The organism is Acinetobacter minutum (assembly GCF_035916735.1).
Lineage (GTDB): Bacteria > Pseudomonadota > Gammaproteobacteria > Pseudomonadales > Moraxellaceae > Acinetobacter.
Genome location: NZ_JAQIHG010000036.1, coordinates 1 through 16,767, shown reverse-complemented (window position 1 = coordinate 16,767; position 16,767 = coordinate 1). Strand labels below are relative to the sequence as shown.

Here is a 16,767-nt window from a genome sequence, read left to right as displayed (position 1 = left end):
TACTATGATAAAATTAACCCATTAGGTCAGGTGGCCTAACTTAAATAAAAAGTCTCCGACAAACCCGGTACGGTTCATGTCTAGCCAGACGGTCACCTTAGAACACAAACTTAATGACCAAGTCAAATATCGTGGTGTAGCCCGACACTACAATTATTCTTTAGACCGTGAATACAGTAACTCTAGCCCAGCATCGGCTCAGGTAAAACTCAGTCAGATTAAACGAATGCGCGATGAGGATGGAGTCTTTTTACAGAATGAACTTTCCACTGTTTTTCAGACCGGTAATATCAAACACGATACTTTAGTGGGAACAGAATACAGCAAACAGCACAAAGACGAAATATTCTGGCTAGGTGCTACAACCACGACTGATTTATATCATCCTGTGTTGCCGTACTGGACACCAATAAATACTTCAGCTATTCCTAGAGTAAATACCAATAGTGAATTTGAAAATTATGCCGTTTATGTGCAAGACTTGATCAGCTTGAACGACCAGATCAAGGTATTAGCAGGCTTGCGTTATGATGATTTGTCGCAATACCGTCATGATAAAAAAAATAATAGCAGCATTGAGCGTACTGATCACACGCTATCGCCACGTCTTGGTTTAGTGTACCAACCGACCTCCAATTTATCTCTGTATGCCTCCTATAATCAGTCGTTCCAACCCCTTGCTGACTCATTTGTGTTTTATACAAACAGTTCGGACTTAGAACCAACTAAAACAAAAAATCTTGAAGTAGGCACAAAGTGGGATATAAATGATCGCTTGAATATGACCTTGGCATTGTTTGAAATGAGCCAAACCAATATTCAAAATAAAATTCCCAATAGTAATCCTCCTCTTGCCATTTTGGCAGGTGAACAAAAAACTAAAGGTGTTGAAGTTTCCTTTAGTGGCCAGCTGACTGAACAACTTTCTGTATTAGCTGGCTACTCTTACATGGATGGAAAGATCGAAAAATCCACGATAGGCTTGGCCGGTAAACATGCTGCTTTAACACCGAACAATACAGCTAATCTCTGGTTAAAGTATCAACTTGATGACCAGTGGTTTGCAGCAGTTGGTGGCCGAGCAGAATCATCACGTTTTAGCTCACCTGACAATAAAAATGTATTGCCAGGTTATGCAGTTTTCAATGCAGCAGTCGGTTATAAGACAGATCAATATGATGTAACCTTGAACCTCAACAACTTGTTAGACCGTGAATATTTTGTTTCAGGACATAGTGAGGGAAATGATTCCAATATGATGGGTGATCCGATAAATGCTCAACTAGCTGTACGTTATCGTTTCTAGTTGGTCAGTGCATAGATGGCATCATGATGATGTCATCTATAAGGGAGGCTACTAAGGCTTTGTTTCCCAACTGGATTGGCCAGCAGCAACAGCGAATTGGACTGCTCCCAGTATCCTAGACATGAAACAGCCTCATTTTGAATCTGCACAATTTCCTTAGCTGATTTGTAAGTAAAAAAAACCTGCATCTTGGGGAAGCTGCAGGCTATAAAACATGAAAAAAGTCATCCTGTGGAGAATTGACTAAAATCACTATAACTCATAAATATGAGAACTAGTTAACACTAAATTGCACAAATAATACTAATGTCTATCTGAGATAGCATTTTCTCTTTTTGAAACTGTCGAAATTGCTTAAATCACAGCTTCAATTGGCAATAAAGTGTGTTTATAACTGAGTTTTTAGTTTAATTCTGAGTGCCGATGGCTGTAGTAGCATCCAAAACAATAAAGGAATAGCCACCAATCTGCGAGGCTGATTTCATTTATTCTCTTTTCAAATACCTATACACAGCCTGCCGGCTGATATCAAATGCTTTTGCTAGTTCAACTTTGGACGAATACTTCCCTTCATCCCAAGCTTGTCGTAAGGCTTTGACCTGCTCGGGGTTCAATTTATGGACACGACCTTTATATTTGCCCTGAGCTGCTGCAATCTTAATTCCTTCTTTCTGACGTTCTAAGATAATTTCCCGCTCGAATTGTGCAAAAGCACCCATGAGCTGCAACATCAGGTTATCCATCGGAGTGGCCTGAGCAGTAAAGGTAATGTTCTCTTTGATAAACTGGATAGCGACTCCCCTTTTTACAAGCTGATCAACCTCAGTAACTAGATCTTTCAAACTCCGGGCAAAACGATCCATAGAGTGAACAACAATCATGTCTCCTTCACGAACATAGCTCAGCATTTCCTGAAATTTCGGGCGGGCAGTATTTTTTCCAGAAGCCTTATCGATAAAAACCCGGTCGATCTCAATTCCCTCAAGTTGACGTCCAATATTTTGGTCAACAGAACTGACTCTGACATATCCCACCTTATGACCTTTCATCTTGCACCCTACCAGACGCTTATTTCTGCTTATTGTAAATAATGAATATTATATTTAAAAGTTACATGTAACGTATGGATAAATTTTATTTAAATGAGACATAAATTCTGGGGTGTTGTCAGTGTTACTTTAGGGTATTATCTAATATAACGAAATTTGTCTAGGAGAGTGGTGGCAGTCCACCTGTAATTTTGTGACCGCGTGCCCACGACAATAAAAATGGTCTCAATTGACCTTAAATGCTCTCAATCCACGATCACTTTATCACCATCTTAGTAGCTTTTTGATCAATTGCTTTTTTTAAAAAAAGAAACTAATATGTTTCCCATAACAACTAAAAGCAACCAATGTGTCTACAATGAGTGAATCTTTACTTCAGCAAATCAAAAAAAGACGAACCCTATTGGGCTTAAAGCAAATTGATATGCAATCCCGTACAGGCATTTCAAGACAGCAGTACCAAAAACTGGAAAGTCAGGGCAATCCTCGATTAGAGACCTTAGAAATTATCGCGGCAGGATTAAATGCTCAACTGATGCTCATCCCTGATGATAAGGTTCATTTGATCAGACAATTATTGAATGATGAAATTAAAGTCACTATTGAAGATCAGGATGACTTAATGACCAACCCATGGAAGGGTCTTCTCGGAGAAGAGGAACCATGAATACTGTTGCCGTCCTGAAATTAACATTACATCACGCTGTCGTTGGATACTTGGCAGGATTTCAGAGCGGAAAAAATATTCTGGTTTTTACAGATGCTTTCCGCTTTGATCAGCAACGCCCGACCTTGAGCCTGCTTACTTCTCCCTTGTATCCTCAAGCGGATAAGATTTTAGAAAAGACCTATGTTACACATCAGCGCTTACACCCCTTGCTATCAAACTTGTTACCAGAAGGTGCATTACGTGAACTGATTGCACAAAGCCTCAAAATACATATAGACAATGAATTTCAGTTATTGGCAGCTTTAGGTCATGACTTACCTGGAGCACTCATTGCGACCCCATTAGATCCACAAGAAATTCCAGATGAAATAAAATTCAAACTGCAGATCTCGAATCCAGATCAGATTTTAAAGCAAGAGATTCGAACAGATAATAAGTTTTCCTTGGCCGGCGTCCAAATGAAGTTTTCCATGAAAGCCAAAGATGGGCGTTTTACACTAGCACAGGCAACGGAAGCGGAAACGGCTCTACTCGGGGACTGGATTATCAAAACTCCTTCTTCCAGACATGCTTTTGTTCCGCTAAATGAATATTCTATGATGACCCTTGCCAAAATGGTCGGAATAGATGTCCCTGAGATTCGCTTGGTAGATATGGCACTCTTACAAGACCTGCCACCATTAAATTTACCCCAAGAGCAATATGCTTTTGCAATCAAAAGATTCGATAGACAGAGTACTGCTGATACTACAGAGCTTATTCACATCGAAGACTTTGCTCAGATCTTCGGCGCATATCCACAGCAGAAATACAGCACCACAAATTATGAGCAGATAGGAAAGATCATTTATCAATTTTCAGATAACAAAATTCTTGATATTCAGAAACTTGCTAGCCGCTTACTCATCAATATTTTACTCGCCAATGGAGATGCGCACTTAAAAAACTGGAGTATGATTTATTACGATAAAAGTGCACCAAGATTATCACCCGCATACGATATATTAATGACCAGTGTATATATTGAAAATGAGCGTCATTTCGCATTAAATCTTGCCAAAAATAAAGATTGGTATTTAGCCGAGATGAAGCATTTTAAGCAGTGGGCTGAAAAAGTCGGTGTTCCATGGCGTGTTATTGAAAAACAACTTCACGCGATCATGGACAAAGCACGCTCAGTATGGCCAGCGCTATTACTAGACTTACCTATGATTTCTGCTCATAAAGAAAAATTAAGAGAACATTGGAAAAAATTGCATCCAGACTTTCAGATACTTACAGATGATTAGGGGAACCTGTAAAAGGCTAAAATTTCTCAAACAATCTCATCACATCATTTTCCGTAAGTTTTGCTTCGCCCTCATGATCGGTGCTTAGAATAGACTGTGCCAGTTCTGCTTTATTTTGCTGCAAAGCAATAATTTTTTCTTCTATGCTTTGGTTAGTAATCAGCTTATATACAAATACAGGCTTGTCCTGTCCAATTCGCCATGCACGATCTGAAGCTTGATCTTCAGCAGCAGGGTTCCACCATGGATCATAGTGAATGACCGTATCTGCGGCGGTCAAATTCAGGCCAACCCCTCCCGCCTTCAGGCTGATTAAAAACACCGGCACTTGTCCAGACTGAAATGCAGCAATAGCTTCATCTCGTTTCTTGGTTTTCCCGGTCAGTTTCACATAGTCAATTTCCGCATGCTTGAGTCGCTGCTCAATCAATTCCAGCATCGAAGTAAATTGCGAAAAGATGAGAATTTTTCTTCCCTCTTCCACCATCGGAACGACCATATCCATCAACTGTTCAAGTTTGGCAGAGTGTGCCTGCCCGGTTTTAACTGAATCCAGTTTCAGCAAACTAGGATGGCAGCATACCTGACGTAGCTTCAGCAAGGCATCTAAAATTTGAATTTGACTACGTTTAAAGCCTTTTTCTGCCACAATTTTCTGAATGCTTGCCTGCATCGTGGCGCGAACAGCCTCGTATAGCTTGGATTGCTGTTCATTCATATCAATATTGACTTCAATCGTGGTTTTTTCTGGCAATTCTTTGGCGACTTCAGTTTTTAAGCGACGTAAAATGAAGGGCTTAATCCGATTGACCAGTTTTTGCCTTAATTGCTGATCACCCCTTTTTTCAATAGAATGACGGTATTTTTTATTAAAAATTTCTTGTGAATATAAAAATCCTGGCATCAGGAAATAAAATAAAGACCACAATTCACCCAAATGATTTTCCATCGGGGTACCGGTTAGACACAGACGATGTCGTGCTTTTAATTGCCGTACTACCTGTGCAGCTTTGGCACGCGGATTTTTGATATTCTGCGCCTCATCCAAAATGAGTTGATGATATTCATATTGCTTCAGTTGTTCTTCATCTCTCGCCAAGAGCGGATAGGTGGTTAACACAATGTCATAGTGCGGAATCTGCTCAAAATACTGATGGCGGTCGGGCCCCTGTAGCAGCAATACCTTGAGATCGGGAGTAAATTTCTGCGCTTCTTTGATCCAGTTATGCATCAGCGATGTTGGCGCAATAATTAAGGCGGGGCTGTCCTGCAAATGTCCAGCCTGCTTTTCCATGAGCAAATGCGCTAAAGTTTGTGCTGTTTTGCCCAAGCCCATATCATCTGCCAGAATCCCGCCATGCTGGGTTTCCCTTAAAAACTGTAACCAGCCTAAGCCCTGCTGCTGGTATGGACGCAATTCCCCCTGAAAACCTTTTGGTGTCGGCAATTGTTGCTGATAGCCTTGTTTGAATTTCTGCGCAAATTGCTGCAGGCGATCACTGACCTGCCACACCATCCCAAGATTATGCTGTAATTCTAATAGTTGACTCGCATCATAGCGATCTATGCTACGCTCTTCTTGCTGTAAAATGCTCTGCAGATGCAACAATACCGGCTTAATGTCCTTGGCGGATAGAGCCAAATCGGGTTGATCCGCTGCAGTTTTCAGGGTGAAAATTTGACTGTCATGCAGATGACTAAAAGTCCGCGGATCAAGTAAATCAGGATGTTCTTGCACCAAAGCTACGATTGCATCGAGCAAATCATAACAATTGCCTGCACTGTCCTGAACGGTCGCCCCGATATTGAACCAGTCCTGCTGGCTTTCAGATTCAGTGATGGAAATATTTAAATTTTCAACATATTGCAGCTTAAATGGGCTGTTTTCCAGATGCTCTATCTGCCACCCCATCAATTCAATTTGATTGATGGGTATGAGTTGCCTGATCCAGTCTCCATAGAAAGCAAAAACCATAGAATCGAGACGTTGTTTATCAAGTTTTAATTGCTGGTAATAGCTAAGATCTTTCACCCACTCCAGTGATTCGACCAACAGCTGTAAACGCTGGATTGCCTGTTGTTCATGAACTAAGTCCCGAAGCTGTCGCACCATTTTTCCATGCTGCTCACCAATAAAACTGTCACCTGATGTACCTGCTTTTATTCGCCCACCTGCATAGGAGAATTCAATTTCAGCACAAACAGACTCCTCTAATTTCCAATCAAATTTATCTAAAACACCAAAGCGTAAAATTGGCTGGGGGCTACCGGCAAGGACCTCAACACTCTGAATAGACTCGGGCTGAGGCAGGTTCCCCACATCTGAATATTGATGAGTCAGTTGCTCAAACTCTGGCAAGAGCGTAGATGGAAGATCAGGCATCTGTAAAAAATGGTAGAGCAAATTTGCCGTATATTCACCATATAACTGGGCCACCGTGTTCTGTTGAATATCGACATAACATGGTGGCTGGCTAGCAAGAATGTAGATATGTGGATTTGATTTTAAATCGAGTCGAATATCACCATTGACCAATTCAATATTTAAATGCTCAGTCTGTTTTTTGACACCTTGTTCCCATCTAAATTCGATGTTGTAGCCTTGTTCTGACCATTGAAGTGCAGCATGGCTCTTTTTTTGCCAGTAAACATCGCCACTTTGAATAAAAGATTTGAAGTGCTCCAATGAAATCCCGGAGATATCAAGATTGCTCTGATAAAAGCGTTCGTCGCTGTTTATTTTGGCGTAATAATAAACCTGGTTAAATAATTGCCGTTTTTGTTCAGGTAAAGTCAGATGCTTTCTGGTGATATTCTCATATTGCGTATAATCACTTTCACCGGCAATCGAGCCATTTTTATTGCGTCTGGCCTTCTGCACCACAAGGGTCAATTTCTTTGAGCTGACAGACTGATTTAACAGATAAATTAAACACGTGTTTGTTTTGGCAGGTTGCTCAGGTTCAGTCTGTTGTAAATACCGTTTAAAATCATTCAACCAGCGTTGCGCCTGATCATACCCCTGTTGGCGTTTTGCGATTCCCTGTGGAGATTGAGATTCAGCATAACGCTGCTGAAATTCCAGGCGATATTCCTGAAAGAATAACCGTGCTAAAGCGGCAGCATGTTTACAGTTATATCCAACCGGACAAGTGCAGTCGTCATCGATTAAACGGTCTTTTTGGGGATCATAGGTAATCGCAGTATCGTAATAATCTGTCCCTTCAATTTGGGCATACATCGTGACACCGTCTTTTTCCTCAAAGAACTCAACCGTTTCCCTATCAATGTGTTTAGCATAGCTCAGACTGCGCTGAATAGTTGCGGTACTAAAACGAGATAGAAAATTGATCAATAAGGACATAATTACCAGACACTAAAAATGTTTATACAATTATAACGGACAAAGCTGTCATGTCAGAAACAGTAGCCGAACTGCTCAACCTGAGCACAGATTCGACTCACTCAATAGGAATATTGTGAGTAAAGACAATCAAATCCGAGAAGTTAAACAGTTCATTGAGGTCGAAAATATCCTGATAGAAAGTGATCATTTCTTCACAACAGTTAATTTTAAACCAAATGGGGTCAAAAGTTTTAGCATTGTTTCTAGAGTTGGATTTGCATCTGATCGCTCTAGTTTCTGTAAAGTTTGAAGCGAAATTTTAGTGATCTTGGACATTTCATGTAATGTCAGATGCAGCTCTGTTCTAATGAATTTTGCAATGACATGTATCGGCCAGTCTGGATTAAGCTGAATCATTTCTAAGACATATTGTCTTTTTTTAATTTGCTCTTTTGAGAGAGGGGAGTAAAATGTTTATCCATAACAAATCTCCTTTAATTGTGCGCAAATACCTTCAATGCGATATGCACAATTTTCTAGAATTTCATCATCTATCCCGATAGATTTCATCTGGGTTAAAAGCCCTTGGTAGGAATTGGTACGCTGTGCAGGTCATTATATTGTTTGGCTTCCTCAATACAGTCCGGATTTAAAACCTATTGAAAAAATGTGGTCACGAGTAAAGTCGATTAGAAATAAATTTCGAATCAAAGACATTGATGAATTATTCAAAAAGCATTGTGATAGTTTATTTAGTTTTAGCTATACATGAATTACTTAAGCCGATACCTTTGCTTCGGACTTTTTGGCTTGTCTGGAATGCTACGCTCAATCAAACCCGCATCTATTGCAGGATTCAGGTAATTCTTTTGGAATGTTGCTCGATGGGTTAAACCGACCAATTGCATCAACTCAGCTAAGGTATAATCATCTTGTCCTAATGCTGAAATTAAACGCTGTACTTGATCGCTAACTTGTACGCTAGCTTGAGCGGTGTAATTTGAACTCAGTATTGCATCTAAAATCATCTGTAAAATGAATTCTATAAATGGTGCTGAATCAGTCTGCTCGGTACTCGCCTGCAAAGCTTCATAATAGGCTTTTTGATTCTGATAGATCAGACTCTCAACAGGAATATTTGCAAAAATAGGATTCCATTGACTCAGTATTAGTGTTTGCCACAATCTTCCCATCCGCCCATTACCATCTGCAAATGGATGTATAAACTCAAATTCATAGTGGAATACTGAACTTTGGATCAGTGGATGCTCTTCACTGTCATTCAGCCAATCGAGTAAATCAACCATGAGCCGATTGATCTGATTGGCAGGTGGAGCCATATGTACTACTCGATCACCTGACATTACGCCCACACCACCATGACGATATTGACCGACTTCATCAATCAAGCCTGTCATTAAAATTTGGTGTGCTTGCAATAAGTCTACTTCTTGGCTTGGCTGCCATTGTTGAAATGCTTCATAGGCTTTAATGGCATTACGCACTTCCTGAACTTCTTTCGGAGGTGCAATCACTGTCTTACCGTTTAGAATTGCCGTGATTTGCTCTGTACTCAGCGTATTCCCTTCTATTGCAAGAGAACCTTGAATAGTACGAATACGATTCGCTTTTCTCAGTTTTAAGCTGTCCTGAATTTCCTCTAAAATAGTCAAACGCCCAATATTCTCACTAATCTGAGCAATCAGATGAATGATTTTTGAGGTGATGGTATAAGGCGGTTGATATTTCATAGTGGCTACTCCTGTAAATTCATTTGAGAATGAAATCACAGCTTTCACCCCAAGCAATTAAGCGTCCTTTAAACTCAGGAACTAAAAAATTCAATAAATTGATTGCAATCATGTTTATAAATGGCGGATTCAAGCGGCAAGAGCAACAGTATACAAAAGCCATAATATCATTGGGTGTATACCAGCCCAGTGACTTTCTAAGGCGATTGTTCAACACAGATTCTATCCGCTCTTTTGAAACATGATCAAACGATGAAGATTTTGGCAGATATTGTCTGATCAGACCATTAGTATTTTCATTTGCAAACTCACATGAATCATTAGCAGCGACTGCTGTATGGCTATTAATACAGACAGGTTTATGCAACAAACCCCTTCTCAACTAAAGAATAAAAACCGATCACTCATCAATGCATTTGACTATTGCTGCTTGCCAAATCCAGGATTCCACAGCTAAACAATTTTTATCAAAAGATAAAAAATCGAATTATACAAAAACAGAAGAGGGTCTTATGTTGGTTATTATTGTTGATTACCACATCAGAATTAGTGACCAAAAATCAAAGTACCCCACCCTACCTTAAATTACACCACACAAAATAAAAACCCTATATAACTGTTATATATAGGGTTTATTAAAATACCAATTATGTTATTTAGTGTATTTTATGTCGGTGACTCTTGCCAAGGTTGGGATGCTAGATAAAAAATATGGTTCCCTTATAAATTACTGTTGCTGATCCGCCTTAATTTCAAACAGCAGGATTGCAAAGTTTAAATCTCTTGTCAGAGCTTTCGATAAACATTTATAGTCCATATCAAGTAAATACCAACAAGCTGTATTTGGTTCACCGAAATCCGAAGCTTTAATCCAAACGGGAGAAGCTGATTGCGCACTATCCACTACAAATATATCGCGATAATTGTCCTACTTATCCTCATCGCAGGTTTTGCAGTTTTTCGCTGGTGGCAAGGTCCTCTGGTGGCAAGCTATCGTATTAGCGCAATGCCTCTGGTACAAACAGTAGTGGCCACAGGACGCGTTTCAACGGTCGCCCGTGCACAGGTGGGGAGTGAAATCACAGGCGTGGTACTTGAGCGGCTTGTACAGGAAGGTGATCGGGTTGCACAAGGAGACCTGCTCTTGGTCCTGAAATCGGATGAAATCACGGCTCAGGTTCGACAGGCTGAGACTGCACTGGCCGAGCTCACCAGCAACCGGCGTCCTCAGGCTGCAGTGGACTTGGCCAATGCCAAAGCTCAACTGGAACAGGCTAGCAGGGAAGCCAACCGCAGACGTGATCTTACTGAACCCGGCATCGTCTCGGCTGAAATGCGGGAACAAGCAGAAAAAGCCGAACGCCTAGCGCGGAATAACTTCGAGTCAGCACGCTTAAAAGCGACTGCACTGGCACCTGGCAATGTGGAGGAGAGATTACTACGTGAACGTCTGGCAGCATTACAAGCCCAACTGGCAAAAACCCAAATTCGTGCCGAAACGGCCGGTACCATCCTAACGCGCCATGTCGAACCGGGTGATGTGGTTCAGCCTGGCAAGACCCTGCTGACCATCGCTTTAACAGGGGATACAGAGATTCGTGTACCGCTCGATGAACGCAATTTACCGCAGCTTGCCTTACAGCAGCCGGCGAGCGTCATCGCGGATGCCTATCCCGATCAGCCTTTTCCCGCACGGATCAATTTTATTGCACCAAGCATTGATCCGCAGCGTGGAACCGTGGAAGTTCGTCTAGCGGTGAATCCCGTCCCTGAATTTTTACGTCAGGATATGACTGTTTCAGTGAATATTGAAACAGCTAAACGTGAACGGGCGCTGGTGATCCCGAATGATGCATTAACCGATGTGCAAGGTACCCAGGCAACTGTGCTGTTAGTCCGCCAGGGCAAAATACAGCGCCAGCGCATCACCTTGGGTTTACGCGGTCTGGCGATGTCAGAAGTGATTGCAGGCTTAAAATCTGGTGATGAGGTTCTGGCCACCCCAACCACCTCACTTGCGGAGGGCACTCGCGTACGGGTCAAACAAGAAAAAATCCCCGTTGCAGCGCGTGCCGATGCAGATAGCAAAAATGAACTACCGGTGAAATTCGATTGAAAAAACTACTCGGACGACTCTGGATTGAATGGACCATCGCAGTCAGTTTCTTACGCGAGGGACGCGCACAGTCCATCATGATCACGGTGGGTGTGGCCGTGGGTGTCGCCGTGATCGTGTTTGTTTCCGCATTAATACAGGGTTTGCAGTCGAATATTATCCAGCGCACTTTGGGTACGCAGGCGCATATCCGCGTGCTGTCTCCGGATCAGGTGAATCAGGTCATCCCGGCCAAACCCGGCACTTTACAATTAGTGCTGGAAGATAAACGCGCGCAGCGCCTGCGTTCAATCAACAACTGGCAACAAGTGACAGCCACTCTCGATCAGCTGCCGGTACTCACCGCGGTCTCTCCCGTGGTCTCGGGTCCAGCCTTTGCCCAGCGCGGTGATGCTCTGGAATCCGTCGCGCTGGTGGGGATTGATGTAGAACGTTATCAGAAGATCATCCCGCTCAAAAACTATCTGATCAGTGGCCAGCTGCGTGTAGGTGCGGACAACGTGCTAATTGGCAGCCAGTTGGCGGATGACTTAGGTGTGCAGGTTGGTAGCAAACTACGCTTGGATACTGGCCAGCAAAACAGTGCCGTGGTGAATATTGCCGGGATTTTTGAACTCGGTGTGCGTGAACTGGATGCACGTTATGTTTATCTGGACCTGAAACAGGCACAATCCCTGCTCAGTCTTCCGGGCGGGGTTACGGTCATCGACCTGACCGTTGCCGACATCTTTCAAGCCAACGAGATTGCTGCACAGGTCGAACGCTTAACTTCTCTGCAAGCCGAAAGCTGGATCAAAACCAATGCACAGCTCATGAATGCAATTTCCGCGCAGAGCCTGTCGACCAATATGATTATTGTCTTTGTGGCCATTTCGGTGGCCTTTGGCATTGCCAGTGTCTTATCGGTCAGTGTCGTGCAACGAACCCGGGAAATTGGCATTATGCGAGCGACGGGTGCAACCCGACAGCAAATCTTGCGCATTTTCCTGTTTCAGGGGGCCATGTTTGGCCTGCTTGGATCGGTGCTGGGCAGTGCCGTGAGTTATGCACTGGTCTGGGTGTTTAATCACTTCGGCCCGGGTTTATTTTATATTCCCGTGTCGAGCAAACTGGTGCTGCTGGCGTTGCTACTGGCAACACTCACCGGTGTCTTAGCTGCCGCTGTACCGGCTCGCCGCGCGGCAGCACTCGATCCTGTGGAAGCGATTCGTCATGTCTGATCCTGTCCATGAAGTTCTGCGCTTGGAGGCGCTGCGCAAGTCTTACAATATTGGTCAGCCCAATGAGGTTGAGGTCTTGCATGGCCTTGATTTATGTATCGATCGCAGTGATTTTGCCGCCCTGATTGGCCCTTCCGGCTCGGGTAAAAGTACCTTGTTGAATATTCTGGGTTTACTGGATCGGCCGAGCAGTGGTGAGCTTTATCTGTTAGGCCAGGCCACCAGCCAAATGGATGATGCAGGGCGTACAGCTCTACGCGGACACAGCATTGGTTTTGTTTTTCAGTTTCATCATCTGATCCAGGCCTTTACAGCACTCAATAATGTGCTGATGCCATTGATGCTGACACATGGCAAACCTGATCGAGCTGCCTTGGACAAAGCTCGTGCTTTGTTGGCCGCCGTGGGGCTAGAAAAGTTTGCGGATCGCAAACCGAATGAACTCTCTGGCGGTCAGCAACAGCGCGTCGCGATTGCCCGAGCGCTGATCACCGATCCGGCCTTATTGCTGGCCGATGAACCTACTGGAAATCTGGATACTCAAACCGCAGCAGAAGTGTTTGAACTGTTCCGTAAAGTCCATGAAGAACGTGGCTGTGCCGTACTCTTAGTAACCCATGATCCACGCCTGTCTGCCACCTGTGATCGCACTATCCATCTGGTGGATGGTCGTATCCAGAGCGATACACTGAATAATGCAATCGCTACACCGGATCAATATGGGTGATCACATCAATCACGCGGTGTTGCTGCATCACCCGGTTTCTTGCATTCACTGAAATATCATGGCCTTGGCGCACATTGAGTGTACCATCGACCTCAATATGAGCATCCACGATGATCATATCACCCATTTTACGGGTACGGATGTTATGCACGCCAAGAATACCCTCTGTCGCCAGGAATGTCTGTTCAATGGCCTGGATTTCATGCTCCGCTGCGGCACGATCCATCAGATCACTTAAGGCTTCCCAGCCAAATTCCCAGCCCATTTTGATAATCATCAAACCAACAATTAACGCCGCGATCGGATCCAGAATCGGATAACCCAACAGGTTGCCGCCAATCCCGACCATGACCACCAGCGAGGAAGCCGCATCTGAGCGTGCATGCCAGGCATTGGCCACCAGAATGCTGGATTTGACTTTCTTGGCCACTTTTAGCATATAGCGGAACAGGAATTCCTTGCCGACCAAAGCCAACATCGCGATATATAAGGCAACCGCTTGTACCTTAGGAATTTGTTCAGGGTTCAGAATTTTTTCCGTGGCCACCACCAGCATGCCCACGCCAACCCCAAGCAACAGTAATCCCAGAATAAAAGACGCGGCATTTTCGAAGCGGTAATGACCAAAGGGATGATCCTCATCGGCATCTTTTTGACTGTGATGATTGGCAAACAGTACGATGAAGTCGGCGATCAAATCACTTAAGGTATGGATACCATCGGCAATCAAACCTTGCGATTTGGCAAAAATCCCCACCACAATCTGGAAGATCGACAAAAACAGGTTCACAAAAACACTGACCCAGGTGGTTTTGCTGGCAGCTCGGGCACGTTCTTCGGGACTAATTAAATCATCTTCATGCGTATCGTCATCGAAATGCTGTACAGACATGGCTGCTCCAGTCGCTAGTAAACTTTTAGGAATCGGGGAGATTAACCACAATGGATCGAGATTTCTCTAACCAGTGGATAAATTCTTCCCAGCCATTTGCTCACGTCTTCCAGATTAGAAATAAAAGCGGTGATTCAAATGGCAAGCGTCCTATTTTTATCAGGATTAAATTTAATTTTATGATACAAGGTTGCACTTAATGCTGGCTTAAAATTTTTTAGTTCTATTTGGACGTGATGATTATGCAATTAAAAAATCAGGTTACCCAGCATAATAAACGTCATAAGCAATTTTAAAAGTCTCCGTGTGCAGGGCGGTCAAAGTGGCTAGATCCTGATAACCACCAGCCAGTACAAACATCAGCGGAATTTGATGCTGCCTGGCCAATCGAAAGACCAGTTCATCACGCTGGCGGATATATTCCGAGCTGAACCAAGACGAACCGCAGGGATCATCCTGATGACAGTCCATGCCGGCCTGATAGACAATTAAATCGGCTTGCCAAGCCATCGCGCGGTCAAACGCTTCAATAATCGCGTCACGATATTGTGCAAAATTACCATGCTGTTTATGGATCTGGCGTGTCAGCGCACGCTCATAACTGCGGCAACCCGAAGCCAAGGCAAAGATGCTGAAATTAAATAGATTATTTAGTCTCAGGGTAAATTCTGCCGTCCCATCGCCACCATGCTGGTCACAATCCAACACGAAGATTTTTTTCTGCGGAAACTGCTGGGCAATCAGGGCGAGTCCATTAAAGGTACAAAAGGCAACGCCGCATTGATATTGCGCATGATGAAATCCCTGGGCGATATTCGCAGAAATCCGGTGTTGCCAGGCCAGCTCCGCCGCTTGAATCTGCCCGGCATTGATCCGGTAAATGGCATCTCTTAATTGCGTATTCCACTGTTTAAAACCCTGAAACGTAGCTAATTTTCTCGGTGTTCCAGTATCAAAGGCCTCGACATAGGCGGGATCGTGTAATTGTTTGAGCAAGTCCAAATCAATCAGCTCTGGCTCATGAAACTGAAAACCACCAGAGGCCTCTAGGGCCTTGGCCACAGCGGTTAATTTTTCCATGCTGTTGGTATGCGTTGTTGCATAATAATGCGGAGAATAACAGACCTGTAACATGGGTTTAGTTCCGAATTTGCGCTGAGGCGATGTCGGCAAGTTGTTGCAGCATTGTTGATTCCGGGCTAAATAAGCCATTGTCGATTTGCTGCTGGAAATGTGTGCTAAAGGTACGTGCACGATTTTCTGGAGAAACCGCGAGCGTGGTTAAACGTAAATACCAAAATCCGGGAATTTCGCTATAGGGAATCACAAAACCAGGTAAATGCTGATTTTCAGTTTTATTTTGAATGGCCGCGGCATCGTACTGTACAGAGAATAATGAACCTGCAGGCACACAAACCCCATTCATCAACACCGGCTTTAAACTGATACAGGAATGGTCATCACCCATATTCAGCTTTTCCAGCAATAACGGCTGATAATGCTGATCAACAATAATATTTACCTGACCTTTTCTTAAAATGCGTCCATGTGCAATTTTTAAGAAAAAATTCTCGGCCATTGGGCAGGAACCAACTTTGGGTTTTTCAGCCAAGGTCGGCAATTCAACCAAGTTGGTTAGCAAAGGTGTTTTCGGCAGAATAATATCTGCGAGCATTTGGATAAATAAACGGCTTTCTTCTTTTTCAGCCTGTTGTGCCAATTGCCGCAGTTGGTTTTGAAACTCGATTTCCCGGATTAACGCCGAGTTCCAATCAGCCTGATTATGCTGTACCAGCACCGCTACCTCAGGGTTCTGGTCTAGATTGTGCCAATCTTGAATCGGGGTCTGCTTGAGCAGGGTTTTCAGCACTTGTCCTTCGGTCTGTTTAAACAGTTTTAAATCATGCAATTCACTCGCTATCCGAGGCAGATTAATAAAATCCGCCAGTACCCGAGTCGCTTGCGTAAAACCACAACCACGTCGTTCAGTTTGATGCGAAAAATGCTCATTCAGCATTTCAGTCAGTTTTTCACAGAGCGGATATTGATGTTGTTGAAAGAGTTGAACGATTTCGTGGTCTAAGCTTTGCATCAGTACAGGTATAATTCTTGTAAGGTGTTCTATATTAAACATATTTAAGCTGATATTTAAAATAATATTTGTTTGGTCACACTCAAATTTTGCTCTTTATTTTAAACAGCTCGCCTTCAACTAATATTACCGCCACATAAACAAGACTTATTTAGATCTCATTCTCAGTGAATTTAAATCCTCTGCCTGAGTCAATTTCAGCTCATTGAGTCCACGACAAATATCATGGATGGGCTTTGTTGCACAAAGATTTGAAAGGCAAAGCGCCCCTAATTGAGCCAAATTTAAGGCGTAACTTGGGTAAGTGGT

Annotated in this window: 12 protein-coding genes and 3 pseudogenes; 7 read left to right on the top strand and 8 right to left on the bottom strand. The window is 43.3% G+C overall.

Annotated features, from left to right (window positions below; all coding sequences use genetic code 11):
- Window positions 1-40: 40 nt before the first annotated feature.
- A pseudogene (locus tag PAE54_RS11265) lies at window positions 41-1,306 on the top strand (TonB-dependent receptor); the annotation flags it as partial.
- A 485-nt stretch (window positions 1,307-1,791) separates the two neighbouring features.
- Here the strand turns inward: PAE54_RS11265 and PAE54_RS11260 are convergent.
- Window positions 1,792-2,355, bottom strand: coding sequence for a recombinase family protein (locus PAE54_RS11260; protein WP_326519504.1), 564 nt, complete (start codon window positions 2,353-2,355; stop codon window positions 1,792-1,794).
- Between the two features lie 358 nt (window positions 2,356-2,713).
- Between PAE54_RS11260 and PAE54_RS11255 the strand changes: the two genes are divergently transcribed.
- Together PAE54_RS11255 and PAE54_RS11250 are read left to right on the top strand one after the other, a co-directional pair.
- Window positions 2,714-3,022, top strand: coding sequence for a helix-turn-helix transcriptional regulator (locus PAE54_RS11255; RefSeq protein WP_317030305.1), 309 nt, complete (start codon window positions 2,714-2,716; stop codon window positions 3,020-3,022).
- A complete protein-coding gene (locus tag PAE54_RS11250; RefSeq protein ID WP_326519503.1) occupies window positions 3,019-4,314 on the top strand; it encodes a type II toxin-antitoxin system HipA family toxin in 1,296 nt (431 codons plus the stop codon). Before PAE54_RS11255 ends, PAE54_RS11250 begins: the two co-directional genes overlap by 4 nt.
- Window positions 4,315-4,330: 16 nt before the next feature.
- Here the strand turns inward: PAE54_RS11250 and PAE54_RS11245 are convergent, their stop codons facing one another.
- Window positions 4,331-7,678: a DEAD/DEAH box helicase gene (locus tag PAE54_RS11245; protein ID WP_326519502.1), complete on the bottom strand. Its 3,348-nt coding sequence runs from the start codon at window positions 7,676-7,678 to the stop codon at window positions 4,331-4,333.
- Window positions 7,679-7,864: 186 nt separating this feature from the next.
- Window positions 7,865-8,142 (bottom strand): annotated as a pseudogene (locus PAE54_RS11240) (helix-turn-helix domain-containing protein).
- 113 nt (window positions 8,143-8,255) lie between these two features.
- Between PAE54_RS11240 and PAE54_RS12460 the strand changes: the two are divergent.
- A complete protein-coding gene (locus PAE54_RS12460) occupies window positions 8,256-8,432 on the top strand; it encodes a transposase (protein ID WP_442784400.1) in 177 nt (58 codons plus the stop codon).
- A gap of 1 nt (window position 8,433) precedes the next feature.
- On the opposite strand, the gene PAE54_RS11235 is transcribed toward PAE54_RS12460, so the two are convergent.
- Window positions 8,434-9,411, bottom strand: coding sequence for a Fic family protein (locus PAE54_RS11235; protein WP_326519501.1), 978 nt, complete (start codon window positions 9,409-9,411; stop codon window positions 8,434-8,436).
- A gap of 129 nt (window positions 9,412-9,540) precedes the next feature.
- A pseudogene (locus PAE54_RS11230) lies at window positions 9,541-9,712 on the bottom strand (IS30 family transposase); the annotation flags it as partial.
- Between the two features lie 588 nt (window positions 9,713-10,300).
- Here PAE54_RS11230 and PAE54_RS11225 point away from each other — a divergent pair.
- From PAE54_RS11225 to PAE54_RS11215, 3 genes are read left to right on the top strand one after another with little or no spacing between them, the layout of a single operon-like run.
- A complete protein-coding gene (locus tag PAE54_RS11225; protein ID WP_326519500.1) occupies window positions 10,301-11,527 on the top strand; it encodes an efflux RND transporter periplasmic adaptor subunit in 1,227 nt (408 codons plus the stop codon).
- A complete protein-coding gene (locus tag PAE54_RS11220) occupies window positions 11,524-12,747 on the top strand; it encodes an ABC transporter permease (RefSeq protein ID WP_326519499.1) in 1,224 nt (407 codons plus the stop codon). The genes PAE54_RS11225 and PAE54_RS11220 overlap by 4 nt, the downstream gene beginning before the upstream one ends.
- A complete protein-coding gene (locus tag PAE54_RS11215; protein WP_273777950.1) occupies window positions 12,740-13,474 on the top strand; it encodes an ABC transporter ATP-binding protein in 735 nt (244 codons plus the stop codon). The genes PAE54_RS11220 and PAE54_RS11215 overlap by 8 nt, the downstream gene beginning before the upstream one ends.
- Here the strand turns inward: PAE54_RS11215 and PAE54_RS11210 are convergent.
- From PAE54_RS11210 to PAE54_RS11200, 3 genes are all read right to left on the bottom strand, one after another.
- The gene (locus PAE54_RS11210; RefSeq protein WP_326519498.1) at window positions 13,452-14,366 is read right to left on the bottom strand and encodes a cation diffusion facilitator family transporter; all 915 of its coding nucleotides are present in this window, start codon (window positions 14,364-14,366) and stop codon (window positions 13,452-13,454) included. The two genes, PAE54_RS11215 and PAE54_RS11210, sit on opposite strands and share 23 nt — an antisense overlap.
- 261 nt (window positions 14,367-14,627) lie before the next feature.
- Window positions 14,628-15,500, bottom strand: a complete 873-nt coding sequence (locus PAE54_RS11205) for an arginase family protein (RefSeq protein ID WP_326519497.1) — start codon at window positions 15,498-15,500, stop codon at window positions 14,628-14,630.
- Window positions 15,501-15,504: 4 nt separating this feature from the next.
- Window positions 15,505-16,458, bottom strand: a complete 954-nt coding sequence (locus PAE54_RS11200; RefSeq protein WP_326519496.1) for a hypothetical protein — start codon at window positions 16,456-16,458, stop codon at window positions 15,505-15,507.
- Window positions 16,459-16,767: the final 309 nt, after the last annotated feature.